This is a genomic window from Paenibacillus sp. FSL L8-0638, from assembly GCF_038593075.1.
Taxonomy (GTDB): Bacteria; Bacillota; Bacilli; order Paenibacillales; family Paenibacillaceae; genus Paenibacillus; species Paenibacillus polymyxa_D.
On record NZ_CP151960.1, the window covers coordinates 2,774,231 to 2,793,503 of the forward strand.

General features: G+C 43.6%; 14 protein-coding genes and 1 pseudogene. 12 read left to right on the forward strand and 3 right to left on the reverse strand.

The window, feature by feature from the left end; translation table 11 throughout:
* Nucleotides 1–88: 88 nt before the first annotated feature.
* On the reverse strand, nt 89–931 hold the full coding sequence (locus MKY35_RS12200; protein ID WP_342446506.1) for an AraC family transcriptional regulator: 843 nt from the start codon (nt 929–931) through the stop codon (nt 89–91).
* 149 nt (nt 932–1,080) lie between these two features.
* Here MKY35_RS12200 and MKY35_RS12205 point away from each other — a divergent pair, with 149 nt between their 5' ends.
* Together MKY35_RS12205 and MKY35_RS12210 are read left to right on the forward strand one after the other, a co-directional pair.
* Nucleotides 1,081–3,141, forward strand: coding sequence for a beta-galactosidase (locus MKY35_RS12205; RefSeq protein ID WP_342446507.1), 2,061 nt, complete (start codon nt 1,081–1,083; stop codon nt 3,139–3,141).
* 198 nt (nt 3,142–3,339) lie between these two features.
* A pseudogene (locus MKY35_RS12210) lies at nt 3,340–3,928 on the forward strand (glycoside hydrolase family 2 TIM barrel-domain containing protein); the annotation flags it as partial.
* A gap of 122 nt (nt 3,929–4,050) precedes the next feature.
* Here the strand turns inward: MKY35_RS12210 and MKY35_RS12215 are convergent.
* Nucleotides 4,051–4,392 carry a helix-turn-helix domain-containing protein gene (locus tag MKY35_RS12215; protein WP_029518466.1) on the reverse strand — a complete coding sequence of 114 codons (342 nt, stop codon included), beginning with the start codon at nt 4,390–4,392 and terminating at the stop codon, nt 4,051–4,053.
* Nucleotides 4,393–4,498: 106 nt separating this feature from the next.
* On the opposite strand from MKY35_RS12215, the gene MKY35_RS12220 reads away from it, so the two are divergent.
* The 3 genes from MKY35_RS12220 to MKY35_RS12230 all read left to right on the forward strand — a co-directional run bounded on the left by MKY35_RS12220 (nt 4,499) and on the right by MKY35_RS12230 (nt 9,060).
* The gene (locus tag MKY35_RS12220; protein ID WP_342446508.1) at nt 4,499–5,413 is read left to right on the forward strand and encodes an arginase family protein; all 915 of its coding nucleotides are present in this window, start codon (nt 4,499–4,501) and stop codon (nt 5,411–5,413) included.
* A gap of 913 nt (nt 5,414–6,326) precedes the next feature.
* A complete protein-coding gene (locus tag MKY35_RS12225) occupies nt 6,327–8,720 on the forward strand; it encodes a cellulase family glycosylhydrolase (RefSeq protein WP_342446509.1) in 2,394 nt (797 codons plus the stop codon).
* A gap of 235 nt (nt 8,721–8,955) precedes the next feature.
* Entirely contained in the window at nt 8,956–9,060 is a 105-nt protein-coding gene (locus tag MKY35_RS12230; RefSeq protein WP_023988604.1) for a DUF6254 family protein, read from the forward strand.
* Nucleotides 9,061–9,519: 459 nt separating this feature from the next.
* Here MKY35_RS12230 and dapA read toward each other — a convergent pair whose 3' ends face one another.
* Nucleotides 9,520–10,401, reverse strand: coding sequence for a 4-hydroxy-tetrahydrodipicolinate synthase (dapA, locus tag MKY35_RS12235; RefSeq protein WP_342446644.1), 882 nt, complete (start codon nt 10,399–10,401; stop codon nt 9,520–9,522).
* A 111-nt stretch (nt 10,402–10,512) separates the two neighbouring features.
* Between dapA and MKY35_RS12240 the strand changes: the two genes are divergently transcribed.
* The 7 genes from MKY35_RS12240 (at nt 10,513) to MKY35_RS12270 (ending at nt 18,134) form a co-directional block, all read left to right on the forward strand.
* Entirely contained in the window at nt 10,513–11,385 is an 873-nt protein-coding gene (locus MKY35_RS12240) for a LysR family transcriptional regulator (protein WP_069011343.1), read from the forward strand.
* Between the two features lie 380 nt (nt 11,386–11,765).
* A complete protein-coding gene (locus MKY35_RS12245; RefSeq protein WP_342446510.1) occupies nt 11,766–12,788 on the forward strand; it encodes an NADH:flavin oxidoreductase/NADH oxidase in 1,023 nt (340 codons plus the stop codon).
* Between the two features lie 84 nt (nt 12,789–12,872).
* Nucleotides 12,873–13,106, forward strand: a complete 234-nt coding sequence (locus MKY35_RS12250) for a hypothetical protein (RefSeq protein WP_342446511.1) — start codon at nt 12,873–12,875, stop codon at nt 13,104–13,106.
* A gap of 507 nt (nt 13,107–13,613) precedes the next feature.
* Nucleotides 13,614–14,024 (forward strand): MarR family transcriptional regulator, encoded by a 411-nt coding sequence (locus tag MKY35_RS12255; RefSeq protein WP_342446512.1) that lies wholly within the window; start codon nt 13,614–13,616, stop codon nt 14,022–14,024.
* A gap of 73 nt (nt 14,025–14,097) precedes the next feature.
* On the forward strand, nt 14,098–15,861 hold the full coding sequence (locus tag MKY35_RS12260) for an ABC transporter ATP-binding protein (protein WP_342446513.1): 1,764 nt from the start codon (nt 14,098–14,100) through the stop codon (nt 15,859–15,861).
* Entirely contained in the window at nt 15,854–17,704 is a 1,851-nt protein-coding gene (locus MKY35_RS12265; RefSeq protein ID WP_342446514.1) for an ABC transporter ATP-binding protein, read from the forward strand. The genes MKY35_RS12260 and MKY35_RS12265 overlap by 8 nt, the downstream gene beginning before the upstream one ends.
* Before the next feature lie 121 nt (nt 17,705–17,825).
* Nucleotides 17,826–18,134, forward strand: coding sequence for a hypothetical protein (locus MKY35_RS12270; protein WP_342446515.1), 309 nt, complete (start codon nt 17,826–17,828; stop codon nt 18,132–18,134).
* Nucleotides 18,135–19,273 lie beyond the last annotated feature (1,139 nt).

Genomic DNA, 19,273 nt, shown 5'->3' on the forward strand with positions numbered 1-19,273 from the left:
TATTCTTTTATTCAACTGCAAAATTTGTAATTTCGATTTGTACGCTGCCATACACACGCCCAGCTATAGAAGGAGTTCTTGGATTGTACTAACCCATTTTTCTCAGCTGGCGAAACTGCTCCGGTGTGATGCCGGTATGCTCCCGAAACCTCTTGATAAAATAGCTGCTTTGATGAAAACCAGATTCCAGTGCAATCTGCTTTACAGTGAGTGCCGTGGATACAAGGAGCTGTTTAGCCAGCGTTATTCGGCATTGGAGCAAATATTGAGCTGGGGTGCTGCCCATGATCTGATGGAAGAGCCGGCTAAAATGAAAGGAGCTATAACCTGACGTCGCAGCCATTGTCTTCAAATCGAGCAAGTTCTGACAATGCATACGAATATATTCCGCCGTATGACGAATCCTCTCGTGGACGGTACCGCCGGGAGAGGTACCAAAAATTTGGTGGGAATGGTGGATGATCTCCAGCAGAATTTCATAAAGCAGGGAAGAGATCCGTACATCATAGTCGTGACGGTAAGCTTGAGCAAGTTGCAACATTTCTTCCATCAGCGGTTTTAAACGTTCTGGCCGGTGGAGCGAGAACAGATACGGTTCGTGGATGCTTCGACCTTGTAATAGCGAATCTACATCTTGCCCGTCAAAATGAATCCATCGGACATCCCAGGGATCCTCGGGTTTAGTTCGATATTGCTGCGTCGTGTGCTTGCCGAAAAGAAAGCCCATTCCTGGGGTAAGCTCGATTTCCTTCCCATCATGCACAATAGCGCCTTTGCCTGCAAAAATGATATGTAAATTGTATTCTTTCAGTAATCCTGCATTCCTTTGCTCCCCATGATTGGGGAAGTTCTTGTAACGCCCTAACGATTCGGGAAACAGCATACCTTTATTTAGAATGGGCGAAGGAAGATAACAATCTATTTTAATCATGTATCTATCTCCTTGAGTAAGTTAGCAAAAAAGTAATTTAATTAGCAAAATCGAGTTATTCTAATCCTTTTATTCCTATATTACAATAGATACAATTATCAGAGAATCACATTTTTGTACTATTACTTCTACTGAAGGAGAATTGGAGCATGCCGAAATCCTTATCTTTAGATCGCTTTCATTTGGGAGCTTGTTATTATCCTGAACACTGGGACGAATCGTTGTGGTCGGACGATCTTATAAGAATGAAGGAACTGGGATTCAGCATCATTCGGATTGGAGAATTTGCTTGGTCGATCTTCGAGCCGGAGGAAGGAAAGTTCGAATTCACGCTGTTTGACCGTTTCTTGGAGCAGGCAGACGCGAACGGGATTCAAGTGATCATGGGCACACCAACAGCTACGCCACCAGCATGGCTTACTTATAAGTATCCCGAGGTGCTGAACGTATCTATGGAGGGGGTCACGTTCCAACATGGTCAGCGTCGGCATTATAACTACAGTAGTCCCATTTATTTAGAGCTTTGCGCACGTATTACAAGAGAGATGGCACAACATTACAAAGATCATCCGGCCATCATTGGGTGGCAAATTGATAATGAGCTGAACTGCGAGATAAACGTCTTCTATGCCGAGGCAGATCATCAGGCTTTCCGGCGCTGGCTAGAGGCAAAATACGGTACATTGGAGCAGCTCAACAAGGCCTGGGGTGCTGTATTCTGGAATCAAACTTATGACAGCTGGAAGCAGGTTCATCTAACTCGTCCAACCGTATCCGGGTCAACAAATCCTCATCAGGCTTTGGACGAGAAACGATTTATATCCGATAACACCATTTCGTTTGCCAAGCTACAAGTGGACATACTTCGGTCAGTGGCGCCTAATCAGTGGGTGACAACCAACGGTGTATTCGGGCATTTGGATAGCCATAGGATGACGGATCAACTACTTGATTTTTTCTCGTACGATTCTTACCCTCAATTCAGTACCATTTATCCAGACCAAGGGGAGAAGCCATTGCTGGATCGCAAGTGGGGACTTTCTTTAAGTAACGTCAGAGGGATGTCACCAAATTTCTGCGTGATGGAGCAGCAATCAGGTCCGGGAGGATGGGTGAACAGAATGGAGATGCCATCTCCACGCCCGGGGCAGATGCGATTGTGGACCTACCAAAGCATTGCACACGGGGCAGACATGATTTTGTATTTCCGCTGGAGAACGGCAACATTTGGTACGGAAATGTACTGGCATGGAATTAATGATTATCACAATCAGCCGAATCGTCGGGTCGCAGAAGCAGGCCGCGTCGGAAAGGAGCTGCAAAAGGTTGGAGGGCGGATTCTTGGCAAACGCTACGTGGCAGAGGTTGCTCTACTTCGCGATTATGATAACGAGTGGGATGGCGAGTTGGATAAATGGTATGGTCCCTTGACAAAGCAAAGTGAGCTCGGCTGGTACAAGGCACTGCAGTATGAACATATACCTTCGGATATGGTCACAATCCGTCCGGGTATGGAATCAGAACAGCTGCGGGAACTGGCCAATTACAAGGTGCTGGTATACACGCATCCGGCGATCCTACGAAACAGTACGGCAACTATGTTACAGAAATATGTAGAGGATGGGGGCATCCTGATCTTCGGCTGCCGCACCGGTTATAAGAACGAGTTCGGTCACTGCCGTATACAGCCACTCCCAGGCCCTGCAGCCGCAATGAGCGGCGTTCACGTAGAGGACTTTACGATGATAAATGGGACGGCATCACCTGTATCGGTGCGATTTAAGGATCAAGCTCTTGATTTTTGTGCTCCAGGCTTCAACGATATAATGAGTGTTCATGCTGACACGGTAGAAGTACTCGCGGAGTACGCATCAAGCTACTATGAAGGGAAACCGGCCTTGACCGTCAACCGTGTCGGCGAGGGACTGGTCTACTATTGGGGCGCAGCTTTTGACTTACCGATAGCAGCTGAGCTTCTAAGACAGCTGCCGGTGGCATCTCCGCTTGCGGGCTGGTGTCAAGCTCCTTCGACGGTAGAAGTCGCTATTCGCGCGGATGTACAAGAAGAGCTGGTATTTCTACTGAATTACAGCGGAGAAACGGCTCAGATTAAACTGAGTGTTGAGACGGAGGAGCTCCTTTCCGGTAGCAGGCTTACGGGTACCGTACCTTTGGAGCCGTATGGAGTATGGTTATTAAAGAAAGTTTAAAATGAAGAGAGCATCAGCCGCTGGTTCTTAATCCGAAGATCAGTGGCTTTTTATTGCATAAAGCAAGGGAATAACGTGTGCTTTTTTGTACAGGGTTCGGCTCAATAATCGCTGTCTTTCCTATGGGTTCTTGAACCAGAGAAATCGAACATGATCGGTATTTAATACAAAATTAATAATTTAATACAATATTATTGACGCTTTTTATATTGGTGTGATGTGAAAGACATGCTCGTCTGGTCGGAAATGGCGTCGACCTTTGAGTTCAATGATTAGGCGGTTAGGCGCTTTACGAAGGAATGGCTGGAAATCGTACCGCAGCAGTACAATCATCCAAGTATCATAACTTGGGTCCCGTTCAATGAATCGTGTGGCATATCGACCATTGAACATGATGTAAGGCAGCAGCAGTTCACGCAAACCATTTATCATCTGACGAAGACGATTGATCCGTATCGTCCGGTGGTTACCAATGACGGTTGGGAGCATAGGGTCTCGGATATTTTTAACTCTTCATGATTATGTGGAAACGGGCGAAGAGTTTTTGGGGCGATATCAGGACAAGGAAAGCATCGTAAACAACAGCATTTCCTTTATTCAGTCGAAGCTTTTATCGAACGTTTCCGTGCAATCACCGGAGCAATTAAAGCGACCCCCTATCTCTCGGGCTATTGCTATACACAGGTAACCGATGTACAGCAGGAAGTCAACGGGTTGTTGACGGAAGACCGAAAACCGAAAACCGAAGGTTCCGCTTGAAGTGATTCGGGAAATAAATCTGGCTTGAAGCGATAATTAAGATAATAGAATTTGCAGAACGGCTGTATGCTGTCTCTTCCGTTGGAGAATAAGGAATACGGCATCTTCAGCATACTTTTCGCATATGGGCTTTTTAGTAGAAAACTGGATTTAACTATTTTGGTTTTTTGTTCCCCACTCACATAACCCTTCCAAAACAGGTAATAGCGTTTCTGCTTTATCAGTGAGACTGTACTCAACTTTAGGAGGAATTTGAGGATATTCTTTTCGATTTACCAGACCATCCGCTTCCAATTCTTTTAGTTGTGAACTCAATGTTTTATAAGTAATAGCCCCTATCTGTCTTTTCAGATCATTAAAGCGAACGGTCCGGTTTTCGGCTAGGAGATAAATAATAACCATTTTCCATTTACCACCAATCAATGAGACTGTATAACCAAAAGGTGTATCTTGAATATTTTTAACTTTACCTTTAAATTCAGCCATACTCATGGTTACAATATCCTTTCGGGTAGTACCTATCAAAATAGTGCGTACTACGTTTTTATTTGTGTTCAGTTTATACTAACCTTACTTTTGAAGTAAAGGAGAGAATAACATGACTAAAAAAACAATACGCCTGTTAATGCCACAATGGCAAGGGGGAAACAATCCTAATTACTCTTTTGGAGCCGAACTGCTTGCTTGGCTAGCTCCGGATAATGATCAACCCCTTATTCATGTTCCAGTTCAAGCTTATGATGGAACTCCACTTGAAAACGAAAACGGTATGAATGGGAGAACACAGCTACTTGAACAATTAGAGGCTGCTCAGCATATCATTGATGCTCATAAGCCAGATCGCATTGTAATGTTTGGTGGTGACTGCTTAGTGGAACAAGCTCCATTTGCCTATTTAAACGAACGATATGGTGGGGAATTAGGTTTAATTTGGATCGATGCTCACAGTGATTTAGTTAGATATGTAGGCTATGATAACGGACATACATTACCGCTCGGAAATCTGTTGGGAGAAGGAGATGAGGAATTCGCAAAGCATGTGAAAATCCCTCTAAAACCAGAAAATGTTTTTATCGCAGGATTAGCAACTCCTACAGAGCAAGAAATAGAAGTGATTTCAGAAGCGTTTCAAAGATTAGGTATAGCACCAACAGAACCAGATACAGAAGTGATTCAAAGACTAGGGATTAGAACTGCAGAAGCCCAAGAGTTAACGAACAGTACTGAATCTATAAAAGAGTGGATTAAAGAAAGTGGCATTAAGCATCTGGCTATTCACCTTGATTTAGATGTGCTTGACCCAAAAGCATTTCGTTCTTTATTATTCGCCAACCCTGAAGCACCTTATAATTATTCTCCTGCGGGAACAATGCAAATGCCCCAACTACTTAATCTGATTAGAGAACTATCTGAAGAAACAGATGTAGTTGGCTTAGGTATAACGGAGCATATGCCGTGGGATTCTATTAATTTAAAAAATCTGCTTGGAGAGATACCTATATTAAATAAGTAAGTTCATACACGGATTATAAGAGAACAATGATCTGCTTACAGTTTGTCTGGTTCTACTCCGCTTGTACTTTTCGGAAGCTGCACATTAGGCGAATATCCCCTATAATGGATCTTAAAAATAATTACAGAAGCGTCTTATTATGTAAAAGTACGTTGAAATCGGTTACCCAATATATGAAGAAATGCCTGTTTATCCAGGATTGCCAGAAGTGAGGTTAGAGCCTAGAGAGCGTTTGGACAAAGGGGATGACTGGAATGGAGTGTGTTAAGTATAGGCTATTTTGTTCACTATGGCTTGGTTAACATCATCAGCACTGCAAGGAGAGACAACAATATATACGCATAAGAAGTCGCCATTTTGGCGGCTTTTTTGTTTTGGATAAAATTTATAGTAAGCCTTCAAAGGTGCCTATAATCTTTATAATGATGGTTTGACACTGAATTAGTGGGAAATGTGGGAAGGCGGTTCACTTGCATCATTTGCTGAATAATTGATCATCAGCTCATAGTCTCTTTAAAAAACGTTTCTTTTAGGGAGTTACAATAACAGCTAATTAAATAATTTACATGATTCAGGCGCATTGTTATGAGTTTTTCAAATAGATTTTAAAACTTTTTATTAATCAAGGAATAGTGCTGGAGGACAAAAATATATATGCTTTAGGTCGCTTTGATGAATTTTATTGCTGGAGGACGATATAGAAAATCAATCGAAGCGAAATAAGTGATGTAACTCTATGAAAGCGGTTAAAGGAGGAGTCTTTATTAAGCCTCTGGGATGAAGATTTGAATAGAAAGCTATGAAGAGAGGAGGCGACCCAGAAAAGACAATTTAGGTAAATTAGTGAACTTCAAGATGAATAATGCAGGACTAATCAATCAGTTGTTTATTTATATGAATTGGAGGTTTTGAGATGAAAAAAACCATAACATGTTTGGTTTTGTTTGGTCTGCTTATTAGTCTGTTGCCGATCAAAAATGTGAGCGCTTCCGAAAACCTTGTTCTGACCAAATCGGCAACTGCAAGCTCCGTCGAAGATTCGACTAAGGCGGCTGATTTTGCGATTGACGGGAATTCACTAACTAGGTGGTCTTCACAATATTCAGATCCACAGTGGATAAGTGTAGATCTCGGCAATACTACCGAAATCAATGGGGTTACGCTTAACTGGGAAGCCGCTTATGCGAAGTCCTTCCAAGTTCAAACATCAACGGATAATGATCATTGGACTACCGTCTATTCCACTACGACTGGAGAGGGAGGAATCGAGAAGATATCTTTCGAAGCAACAAACGCAAGGTATGTAAGAATGAACGGCATCGAAAGGGCTACTAGCTACGGATATTCTCTCTGGGAATTCGAAGTGCATTCAGCCGACGAACCGGAGGATAACACACCTCCAACAGCGCCCTCCGGTCTGACTAGTTCCTCTATATCTGATACGACGGTAAGCTTAGAGTGGACGGAATCTACAGACAATGTAGGGGTTGCCGAATACGACATCTACAACGGATCAAAGCTAATAGGCTCCAGTGCGTCAACGTCCTTTATCGTTACTGGCTTAACAGCTAACATGGCGTACAGCTTTTATGTGAAAGCCAGAGATGCTGCTGGGAACGCGTCGGCTGCAAGCAATGTGATTGATGTGAACACTAGCGCAGCCGACACAAGTATTGTTTCAGGTGAAATTTATAAACTAACAGCACAGCATAGCGGAAAAAACCTAGAGGTAGCAGGAAACTCCACTGCCGATGGAGCCAAGGTGCAGCAGTGGACGGACAGCGGCAGACCCCAGCAGAAATGGAAAGTGATCGACGTTGGCGACGGATACTACAAACTGATTGTGCAATCCAGCGGTAAAGCATTAACAGTAGCTGGAGGTTCTCTCGAAGATGGTGCTAATGTGCAGCAATGGACAGACAACGACTTATCTAATCAAAAGTGGAAGATTATTAGCGTCGGCGGCGGATATTATAAGTTGCTCGTTAAATCTAGCGGAAAAGCGCTGGATGTAATCGGGGGTTATACTAATGATGGGGCAAATGTACAGCAATGGGTGGATAATGGAAATGATCAGCAGAAATGGAAGTTTACGCTTGTCGAATCAACCGCTGATACGACAGCACCAACGGCACCAGCGAACCTGAAAAGCTTTTCCAAAACAAACACTTCGGTAAGTCTTATATGGGATGCTTCAACAGACGATGTAGGTGTTACCAGCTACGATGTGTATAATGGAACAACATTAGTCGATTCAACCGACACGACAAGTTATACGGTGACAGGACTTACCGCCAATACAACGTATAGCTTCACAGTAAAAGCCAGGGATACGGCAGGGAATGTTTCAACAGCAAGCAATATCACAAATGTGACGACAAATGCTACCTCTGAGAATACAGGCTTTTATATTAACGGAACAACGCTGTACGATGCCAACGGAAATCCGTTCGTAATGAGAGGAATCAATCACGCTTATACATGGTATAAGGGTCAAGAGTCAGCAGCGATCCCTGCCATTGCGAGAACGGGAGCGAACACCATCAGAATCGTACTGTCGGATGGTCAGCAATGGACAAAAGACAATCTGTCTGAGCTACAGAATTTAATCACTTTGTCAGAGCAAAACAAATTGGTTGTTGTCCTTGAAGTACATGATGGTACAGGGTCTGATAGCGCTACTGTATTGAATAATATTGCGAATTACTGGATTGAAATGAAAGGTGCACTCATTGGAAAAGAAAGCACCGTTATCCTCAATATTGCGAACGAATGGTATGGAACATGGGATGGCGGAGGCTGGGCGCAAGGCTATAAGTCTGTTATACCCAAGCTTAGAAATGCCGGCATCAAAAACACAATCATGGTTGACGGAGCAGGATGGGGACAGTATCCGCAATCTATTTTTGACTACGGAACAGAAGTCTTTAATGCAGATCCGCTTAAAAATACGATGTTCTCTATTCATATGTATGAATATGCCGGTGGAAATGCTGCTACAGTAAAAAGCAACATGGATAATGTACTAAATAAAAACCTGGCTCTTGTGATTGGCGAATTCGGCATCAAGCATACGAGCGGTGATGTTGATGAGGCTACCATTATGAGTTACGCTGAGCAAAAGGGGGTAGGTTATCTAGCATGGTCTTGGAAAGGAAACAGCGCGGGTCTCGATTATTTGGATATGGCTACTGACTGGGAAGGAACAAGTTTTACGGAACAAGGTCGTATTATTATTGAAGGTCCCAATGGTATTAGGGCGACATCGAAATTAAGCACAGTTTATAGTGGTTCAGCCGACAAATAGCCTTCTACCGCTCCTTCCAATCTTGCGGGCGCAGTTATATGTACTAAATCCTCTTATCGGCCGATTCCACATGCAGCTACATTTCTCGCTTCCAAGAAGGCTAGTTGGCTTATCCAGATTACACCCTGAGTTATTCCAAAAATCCAGCGAATTTAGTTTTATGAATGAACAGAGCTGAGAAATGACAACTTAAGAAAGTAGTATACATCACAATTTCCAAAGGAGGATATCTGTTATGGCTCACCAGAAGAAAAGGAAAGAAGCAGCCTGGAAGTCACGAAAGCAAGAACAGCATCCCCATGGTAAAGTCAAATCGCTCAAGGAGTTGTCCAGCGAATAGGATTGAGGAGTATACTGCGTAAAAGAGAAGAGCTGTCGATGAAATTCATCGACAGCTTCTTTTTGCAATAATTTCGCTTACACAAAGAATTCCCTTAATGCTGCAACTGGATTTACTAGCAACCATCCAGCTATTGCTTGTAAGCTTTTCAGATTGAGGGACTTGCAAAAAATGTATCTTGATGACAGACAGTTAGGATTGGGTGGGGATCAAGCAACGCAATGATCTTTCGGACATTTTAAGCTCGATAGAAGATACGTCTTCAAACATCAAATTGCTATGTGCTACATTCATCTTCACCAATTTTAGACCAGTAACTTATAGCGTTCTAGTATAGAAGGTATCTTCTTAAATTCGTTTTTCAGAAGGGTGCCAGTTCCGGCTAAAAATTGAAGCATCTCCTGACTAGGAGATGCTTCTTCTACGTTATGATTGGGTAGTCTGAGATAAGCTGATTTATCAGGATACGATTGAATTCAGGAGACCCTGCTTCACCTGATCCGACAGTGGCATAAGTGGCAGGCGCAATTGCTCGGCGGCAATAATCTCTTGCTGGGTAAGCCACCACTTGATCGCGGCCGGGGCTGGCTCTGCAAATACATGCTGGATCAGCGGTTCCAGTAGCTTAAAACTGTCTCGCGACCCGTTCATGTCGCCAGCTACAAAACGTTGGTACGTATCCACATACTTCTGGATATTGAGATGAGCGGATGCAAGCATACCGCCGGCAGCTCCCTGACATAGCATGGCATGGAAATAGGCATCCTCTCCGCAGAGGACAGGCTTAGTCTCGTACTGGGTCAATTTTAAGAGCAGATCAAGACCGCCCGTGCTGTCCTTGAGCCCAATTACGCCATCTAGGTCCAGCACCTTGCGTACTGTATCTATTGTCATGCGACTGCCCGTGCGAACCGGAATCTCATATACAAGCACAGGCAGGCCTACACGAGATACGACACGGAAATGCTCCAAGATCCCTTCCTGCGTCGGTCGGTTGTAATACGGAGTGACCACCATGGCTGCATCCGCTCCTAATTCAACCGCCATTTCCGTCCGATGCACCGTTGAATAGGTATCGTTCGTTCCTGTGCCAATGACGATCGGAATGGTTTTGTTCATGCTCTTCAGAACATCCTGCGTCACCTGTACCATTTGCTTTACTTCATCCCAGGATACGGTTGGCGACTCTCCTGTCGTACCATTAACAACCAGACCCTGAATGTCATGGCCTGCAAGATAGGTAACATACTTCCGGTACGAATCGATGTCCAACTTATAGTCACGCGTAAAAGGTGTAATCAGCGGTATGAAAATCCCATGAATATGTTGTTCGTTCATCATCATCAGTTATCCCTTCCCGTTGAATTAAATCTAATGTAACATAGGAGACAGCATCGGAGTTATCTATAATAAGCGATGATTCTAATCAAAATTTTCGATGGGGTGGCCAGAATGGATTTCATTTATCTTCAGACATTTCGGGAAGTGGCTATTCGTGAAAGCTTTACGAGAGCAGCAGAAGTGCTCGGTTACGCACAATCCAGCGTCACGACCCAGATTCAGAAGCTGGAGAAAACGTATCAAGTCAAATTGTTCGAACGCTACAGCAACAACAAGATTCGTCTTACCTCTGCCGGGGAAGAACTGTTCAAGCTTGCTGGACAAATGCTGGAGCTTTTCGAGCAATCGAAAGAAAAATTGGCCAAGCAGGGCGGCGGCTCTATGACGATCGGTACTATGGATTCCATCGCTTCGTATTTTCTGCCGCCGTTTATGCAGGCGACTCGCAAAGAATACCCTGATTTGAACATACGATTGCATACGGATCGCGAAGAGATGATTTTGCACCAGGTCAGGGAAGGGGAGGCCGATGTTGGACTGATTCTCGCGGACGATTCAAGCAATCCGGCCTTGCAGTGGATTACGATTCGAGAAGAACCGCTTGTGCTGATTGTCCATCCGAACCATCCGCTTATCGCTAAAGAGCGAATCGGCCTGGATGATCTGGTGGATGCGGAGTGGATTATGCCCGAGCATACGTGCAACTACAGACAACTGCTGGAAAGAGTGCTTCGAGCAAATGGAATCACCTATCGCGTAAGCCTGGAGCTGGGTAATCCGGAAGCGATCAAACGGAGCATCAAGACTGGAGAGGGTATATCCATACTACCTCTAATGGCTGCGCTGGAGGAGATTGAACGGGAAGAGCTGAAGGTGTTACCCTTTGAGCATGCCGAACTCAAGCTGGAAATTCAGCTTGTTCTTCATCCCAAGAAGTGGGTGTCCAACGCATTGAGCTTTTTTATGGAGAGCATGAGAATGTAGATTTTCCTCCACATCAAAAATTAATATACAGTACGAGCGCTTCCTAGTGGAAACCAGAAGCGCTCACAGTTTATTCAAATCATCCACGTTTTTTTTTGAAAAATAAGCAATCAAAATGTGCATTAATTAATTTGAAAAGCGGTATCACTATGAAGAATAGCGTATGGCTCCGATGACTACGTGGTCAGGTAATGCCGGTTTTACGATATAGACGAAGAAGTAGCTTACTATAACAAACGAGTAAATGACGTAATCTTACTTTGAAGAGTCTGAAATCATGCTTAGAGTTGACAAATGAAACAAACATGTTAGTATATATGCGTGTGCATGCATTTTGTTGTTGTATTTCCTAATATAACTCAGAGAGGAGTCTTTCTCACATGAAAGATTTATTTAGTCCCTATACAATTAAAGGTTTGGAATTGAAAAATCGCGTAGTTATGCCTCCAATGTGCCAATACTCGGTTGACAAAAAGGACGGGGTTGCCACAGATTGGCATTATATGCACTACGTTAGCCGTGCAGTAGGCGGAGCTGGTTTTATCATAATTGAAATGACAGATGTAGAGCCGGATGGTCGTATCTCCGATTTTGATCTTGGTTTATGGTCAGATGAGCAGATTCCTGCTCTCAAACGGATTGTAGATGCTTGTCATAGCTACGGTGCCAAAGTGGGAATCCAGATCGCGCATGCCGGACGCAAGGCGGAAGATGCTGAAGTTCCTGTAGCACCATCTGCTATTGCATTTGATGAAAATTCAAAACAACCTCGCGCGCTTACAACAGAAGAGGTTAAAGGCCTGGTTGAGAAATTTCGTGCTGCTGTAGCTCGCGCTGTCAAGGCTGGATTCGACAGCATTGAAATTCATGGTGCACATGGCTATTTGATTCATCAATTTCATTCGCCGCTTACGAACAAACGGGAAGATGAATATGGTAAAGACCTTACCCTTTTTGGTCGGGAAATCATCCAGGCAGCGAAGGGTGAAATGCCAGAAGATATGCCGCTCTTGATGCGTATTTCTGCCAAAGAATACGTAGAAGGTGGATATGGTATTAAGGAAAGCATTGCTTTTGCCAAGGAATATCAAAAGGCAGGAGTAGATATGTTTGATATTTCATCTGGCGGTGAGGGACCTATAGCTGCATGGGGCAGACCAGGAACTCACGCAGCGTATCAAGTCCCCTTAGCAAAAGAGATCAAAGAAGCTTTGGATATTCCGGTGATGGCCGTTGGAAGACTAGAAGATCCAATATTGGCGAATGCAGTTATCGGAAATGAAGAGGCCGATCTGGTTGCTGTGGGTAGAGGGATGTTGAGAAATCCTTATTGGTCACTGGAAGCCGCATCAAAATTGAAAAAAGAAACTGCAATCCCTACACAGTATACTACAGGGTTCTAAAACTGACTGTATGCATTACTGGTTCATCCTGCTTGGGTCAGCAAAATTCGAGACAGAAGAAAGTCGGGGCTTGATTATATTCATGTGACAGAATATGAGGCTTGGCAACCAGCCTTTCCAGACAGTAGTAGACAATCTCTTGCTGAGCTTGCCAAGAAGTATGGAAACATTACAGTGATGGCTAATGGACACCTGGAAGACCCATCTAAAGCAAGTCAGATGATCGAAAATTGTACAGCCGATATTATTACGTTGGGCAAAGGTGCTCTTGCTAATCATAATTGGCCTGTCAAAGTTAAAATGGTGGTGAACCGCTAGCTATATTTGACCAGGAAAAGATTTTAAGACCGAATGCAACGATAAAAGACTTTGAATGGTCGATTAAGCGAAAAAAGTACGTCCTTTAGACCTTCTGTAAAGTACTCTATCAAGGTACTCTACAGAAGGTCTAATTCAATGAACTATGCGACCACAGAGAGCATGTCAGAGGAAGATACATAAGATGAGATTCGGTTTTAGCTCTTAGGTGTTGTGATATGTGGCACTATAAGATGGTTATTCATACCATGGACGTTACAATGCAATGTAGCTTCCAATGTTAGAAGTGAAGGTTGGTAAAAGCCCTGCAAACCACTCCTCGAGTTTTTGGCATGTCCATTGAACTTTTTGTGTGGAAAATTTGGTGAAAATACAAGCTGGTTACGGAGGATTTTTTGTATTCCATATTTTCTCTAATTGACTTTGTAACCCGACATTATTATTATCTTATACTATAAGATTAATTATCTCATACTATAAGGTATTAGCGAGAAGGTGTTGTGACCATTGGATTATAAAGCATTAGCGACAGAACTATTCGAGTATATCGTCAAATCGCGGAAACCAGCATTAGAGGAACGAGGGCACTTCTCACGTGGCGAAATGGGGATTCTCATTTGTCTGAATTTTAATAAGGACGGGGTTACCTCTGGCCACTTGAGCGAATACTTGTCCGTCAGTACGGGACGAGTAGCAACGGCACTGAAGAGCCTAGAGAAGAAAGGACTAGTTGTACGGCGTACTGATGTCAACGACAAACGCAAGGTGATTGTATTCATTACGGATTCAGGCAAGCAATTTATGATTGATAGGCATAATGAAGGAATCGCATGGACCGAGAATGTTCTTCGAAAGTTAGACGAACAGGATGCCAAAGAACTGATCCGGCTCATTAAGCTTATTGTCTCTAGAAGCTGAATTTCTATGCAGACGCAGGAGCACCATACTTCACCAGACATCAAAGACTATCAGATAAAAGGAGAGCAACAGAATGCTAAAGATATTCAAATATCTCAAAAAAAATGAATGGATGCTCGTGCTTTGCAGCCTTGCTTTCATCGTTGTGCAGGTATGGCTCGATCTGAAGCTACCTGATTATATGGCGGAAATTACGACCAAGCTGCAAACAGAAGGAACACCTATGTCCGAACTGCTGATTCCCGGCAGTTACATGTTGTTTTGTGCCGTCGGCAGTATGATTGCATCTATTATTGTCGGCTATTTTGCGGCAAAGGTCGCGGCAGGGCTGGCCATGCGTCTGCGTGCGATGGTCTTTGACAAGGCCTTATCTTTTTCCATGGAAGAGATGAACAGCTTTTCAACAGCCAGCCTTATCACCCGCTCCACGAACGATGTTACCCAAATTCAAACGGTGGTTGCGCTGGGGCTGCAGGTGATCATCAAGGCGCCGATTCTGGCCGTGTGGGCCATTGCAAAGATTGCGGATAAAAACTGGCAGTGGACCGCCTCTACAGGAGTGGCTGTGGCTGTCCTGATCCTGATGCTGAGTGTCATTGTTATTTTCGCTCTTCCGAGTTTCCAAAAAATCCAACGTCTCACCGATAATCTGAACAGGGTAACACGTGAGCATCTGACCGGGCTTCGGGTGGTGCGCGCTTATAATGCAGATCAGTATCAGGAGGAGAAGTTCGGGCAGGCTAATGCCGAATTGACGAATACAAACCTGTTTGCGAACCGGTTGATGGCAATGGTTGGCCCGGGTATGACCTTTATTATGTCGGGTCTGAGTGTCTCGATCTATTGGGTTGGCACTTACCTGATTAATGGAGCGGCCGTGCCGGACCGCATTACGCTATTCTCTAATATGGTCGTATTCTCCTCTTATGCGGTGCAGGTGGTCATGGCCTTTATGATGGTAAGTATGATTTTCTTCCTGATGCCTCGAGCTTCGATTTCTGCCAAACGGATCATGGAGGTTTTGAATACCGAATCCAGTATCGTTAACGGGCATGAGACGACTGGAGAAGAAAGCGTTATGGGGCAAGTGGAATTCCGTAATGTCAGCTTCAAATATCCGGACGCGGAGGAGGCCGTGCTTCGCAATATTAGCTTTACGGCGAAACGAGGCGAGACGGTTGCCTTTATTGGCGCTACAGGCAGCGGCAAAACCAGCGTGATCAATCTAATTCCCCGCTTCTATGATGTGACCGAGGGAGAGGTACTCGTGGACGGTGTGAATGTCAGGAACTATAATCAGCAGGCACTCCATAACAAAATCGGATATGTTCCCCAGAGAGCTGTACTGTTCAACGGTACGGTGGTATCCAACGTTTCGTATGGTGTTAACGGAAGAGCAGGAGCTTCAGAGAAACTCGTCAAAGAAGCCGTTGGTATTGCTCAAGGAACGGAGTTTGTTGAAAAAATGGATGGTCAGTATCAGGGTAGAATTTCGCAAGGTGGAGCGAACGTGTCCGGTGGTCAAAAGCAACGGCTGTCGATTGCGCGTGCCATCTACCGACAGCCGGAAATTTATATTTTCGATGATTCCTTCTCGGCACTAGATTACAGAACAGATCGGATTCTGCGCTCCGCTCTCAAAAAAGAAACCGGCCACGCTACGACACTTATTGTTGGTCAGCGCATAGGCACTATCAAAGACGCTGACCGAATTATCGTGCTGGACCAGGGGGAGATTGTAGGGAGTGGCACGCATGAAGAGCTGATGACGAACTGCAGCACCTATCAGGAGATCGCATATTCGCAGCTTTCGAAGGAGGAACTCATACATGGATAAGAATGAACACACCGTCGACAGCCAGCAAATGAAAATGAATCAGCCAGGTCCCATGGGCAAAGATCCCGCGGGGGGCAGGGATGGTGGTGAAAAAGCAAATAATTTTAAAAAGACCATCAGCCAGCTTGCATCCTACAGCAAGGCCTATGTGCCTATGATTATACTCGCTATGGTACTGGCCCTGGTCGGCTCTACCCTCAACGTGATTGGCCCAGATAAGCTCAGTGATATTGCCAACCTGATTCAGGAAGGAATCGTAACCGGGATTGATGTAAGTGCTGTTCAGAAGATTGTTTTTGTATTATCGCTTTTATATGGATTTGGTCTTATTTTTAACTATTTTCAGGGCTTCATTACAGCAACCGTCTCACAGCGTCTTACAAAGAAGATGCGAACAGAGCTGTCTCGAAAAATCGATCATATGCCTTTGAAGTATTTTGACTCTACGAGTTACGGTAATGTGCTTAGCCGCGTAACAAACGATGTCGATACCATCGGACAAACGCTAAACAACAGTCTCGGCACGCTTGTCAGTGCGCTGGCCACTTTCGTGGGAGCCTTGATTATGATGCTGTATACGAACTGGATCATGACCGTTACCGGAATTGTAGCTACGCTGATCGGCTTTAGCCTGATGAGCGTGATTATGAAGCATTCACAGAAATATTTTGTAGCACAGCAAGCGGAGCTTGGCCAGATCAACGGTCATATCGAAGAAACCTATGCTGGTCATAACGTAGTCAAGGTCTATAACGGGGAACAAGCAGCCAAGGAAGTGTTTCATGGCATTAACAGCCGCTTATATACAAATGCATGGAAGTCCCAGTTCATGTCTGGTCTGATGATGCCAGTCATGATGTTCATTGGAAATTTTGGTTATGTCGCGGTCTGTGTTGTGGGAGCTTTGCTGGTCAACCAACAGACTATAACCATCGGAACTATTGTCGCCTTCATGGTGTATATTCGTCTGTTTACACAGCCCTTGTCGCAGCTGGCACAGGCTGCAACCAATCTGCAATCGGCGGCCGCTGCCAGTGAACGTGTATTCGAATTTCTGGGTGAAGAAGAATTGGCAGATGAGCGTCACAAGACCACGAAGCTGGAAACCGCCAAAGGGGACGTCGAATTCAAACATGTCCGTTTCGGCTATAATGCAGACCGTATGATTATCAAGGACTTCTCTATGAAAGCTGAAGCTGGTCAGAAAATTGCCATTGTCGGTCCGACAGGCGCTGGTAAGACCACGCTCGTGAATTTACTCATGCGGTTTTATGAGCTGAACGATGGAGAAATCTACATTGACGGAACTCCGATTAGCCAATTAACGCGTGAGAATATTCATGAATTATTCTGTATGGTGCTTCAGGATACCTGGCTGTTCGAAGGAACGATTCGTGACAATATCGTCTTTTCCAAAGATCATGTTACTGATGAGCAGGTAGAAGCTGCATGTAGAGCGGTGGGACTGCACAGTTTCATTAAAACACTGCCGCAGGGATATGATACAGTTCTGGATGACAAAGCCAATCTCTCTGCCGGTCAAAAGCAATTGATTACCATTGCAAGGGCGATGATTGAAGATTCACCTATGCTCATTCTGGATGAGGCCACAAGCTCGGTCGATACGCGTACGGAATTGCTGATTCAACAAGCGATGGACCAGCTGACTGTGGGGAAAACCTCCTTTGTGATTGCTCACCGACTTTCGACGATCAAAAATGCGGATCTGATTCTGGTCATGAAGGACGGTGACATTATCGAAATGGGTAACCATGAGGAATTGCTAGCAAAAGGCGGCTTCTATGCCGATCTATACAATAGTCAGTTTGAACATGCGTCCTAAAAAGTAACTGCTTGAAAGTATAATGAATATCCATATAGTTCCAACTTAATTAACATCATCATGTGGACATTATAAGGTATGAGAGCCAGAATTTCTTAATCATAATTGTGGAGGCAGATCAATGAACCAGCGTTTTCGAATCACCCGTTCCATGCAGGAAAATCCTGTGGAGCAATCCATTTCCCTGGAGGAGTGCAAAGATTACTTTGCATCCCAGCCAAACTTTTCGTATTCACGGGAGCTTATCATACAAGGTGCTGAGAGCACCATGTCGATCGAGGGAGATTTTTTCATGTGGAAGTATGCTGACGTAGAAATACCTTTTCGTCATTACATGGGGGATGTGTACGTGGCTATTTCCAATGAGGCTGTCGTGCCTAAGATGATTGAAATTGCAACAGATTTACAAGCAGATGTAGTGGATGGGTGAAGAACGATTCTTATTGCAGCAAAGTAGGCGTAGAAGCCAAGCTCTGATTATCCGGTTCAGTTCTCGCACCAGTTTGAATCGGTTAATGTGGACAGCCGCGGGAATCCCTTGTCATCTAAAAGACGTGATATACGATTGCTTGTCTGGATATCTGGTGAGTGGTTGCAAAGGATTTGTTCCATGTCTGATCACAGGGCAGAAGCTCAATCGGTTGTGATGCGCTCGGCAACAAAAACGATTCGATTCGTACACAGTATACATCACACAACAAATGTTTCTGGTACGTTCGCTGTGGCAGCATTCACTTCATTCTTAAGGGTCAAGTCGCCAAAACATAAAAATAGCAAGTCTCTTGCAACATGGAGACTTGCTATTTTTATGTTTTAGGTTCATTGAATTTTGCAAAAAAAATAGTTCCATAGTTATGATTTTTCTAAAAATTTATACTTTTAAAGGAAGATCAAAACGTTTCTATTAAATAAAAAACAAAGTTTCTAGCTTAAATTAGAGAAAAATTTAATCTGAACTGAAATTTCAGAAGAAAATTAAAGAAAATTTTGCATGTGAATTAGTTCAAAAGAGCTATGAAAAGTCACTATCTATTTAAAAAGTGAAGAGTTATTAATTTTGAATCACTTCAGCTTGATATGAATAAATTCCATTATATAGGTGATTAAAGAACATTGCTGAAAAAGTTGAAATTTGTCGGATGATGTCAGAATTGATTTGTTACATTTGTGTTAATGATGTGTAACGTAAAATTTGTTTTGATACAAGGGTTTTGGACTTTTTTGCAAGTCTACGTCATTTTGATTTTATCAATTTATAAAATCAAAAATTTTGTCTTGAATCACGTTAACGGGTCATGATCGGTATTCAATTTAATAAAAAAGTGAAATTCTTGTATTTGAAGATATAAAAATAATAGAATAATATGGGTTATTTATGGATTTCATGAAATCTATCAATTTGGAACTTTTGTCCCATGCTAATCGGTTTTAAAGTTTGTATATTTAAAATAGCTAGAAAGTATTGGGAGGAAAAAAGGGATATAAGGATTTATTGTGAAATTTTGGGCAATAAGAGGATTTGAGAAATTTATATGGCGACTCCGATCATGTCTTAGTTTTTAAAAATCG

Excerpts from the sequence above, each read along its gene's own strand:
- MKY35_RS12225 (WP_342446509.1), top strand. The coding sequence starts at position 6,327 with ATGAAAAAAACCATAACATGTTTGGTTTTGTTTGGTCTGCTTATTAGT.
- MKY35_RS12220 (WP_342446508.1), top strand. The coding sequence starts at position 4,499 with ATGACTAAAAAAACAATACGCCTGTTAATGCCACAATGGCAAGGGGGA.
- MKY35_RS12265 (WP_342446514.1), top strand. The coding sequence starts at position 15,854 with ATGGATAAGAATGAACACACCGTCGACAGCCAGCAAATGAAAATGAAT.
- MKY35_RS12270 (WP_342446515.1), top strand. The coding sequence starts at position 17,826 with ATGAACCAGCGTTTTCGAATCACCCGTTCCATGCAGGAAAATCCTGTG.
- MKY35_RS12260 (WP_342446513.1), top strand. The coding sequence starts at position 14,098 with ATGCTAAAGATATTCAAATATCTCAAAAAAAATGAATGGATGCTCGTG.
- MKY35_RS12200 (WP_342446506.1), bottom strand. The coding sequence starts at position 931 with ATGATTAAAATAGATTGTTATCTTCCTTCGCCCATTCTAAATAAAGGT.
- MKY35_RS12245 (WP_342446510.1), top strand. The coding sequence starts at position 11,766 with ATGAAAGATTTATTTAGTCCCTATACAATTAAAGGTTTGGAATTGAAA.
- MKY35_RS12205 (WP_342446507.1), top strand. The coding sequence starts at position 1,081 with ATGCCGAAATCCTTATCTTTAGATCGCTTTCATTTGGGAGCTTGTTAT.
- MKY35_RS12230 (WP_023988604.1), top strand. The coding sequence starts at position 8,956 with ATGGCTCACCAGAAGAAAAGGAAAGAAGCAGCCTGGAAGTCACGAAAG.
- MKY35_RS12240 (WP_069011343.1), top strand. The coding sequence starts at position 10,513 with ATGGATTTCATTTATCTTCAGACATTTCGGGAAGTGGCTATTCGTGAA.
- dapA (WP_342446644.1), bottom strand. The coding sequence starts at position 10,401 with ATGATGAACGAACAACATATTCATGGGATTTTCATACCGCTGATTACA.
- MKY35_RS12215 (WP_029518466.1), bottom strand. The coding sequence starts at position 4,392 with ATGAGTATGGCTGAATTTAAAGGTAAAGTTAAAAATATTCAAGATACA.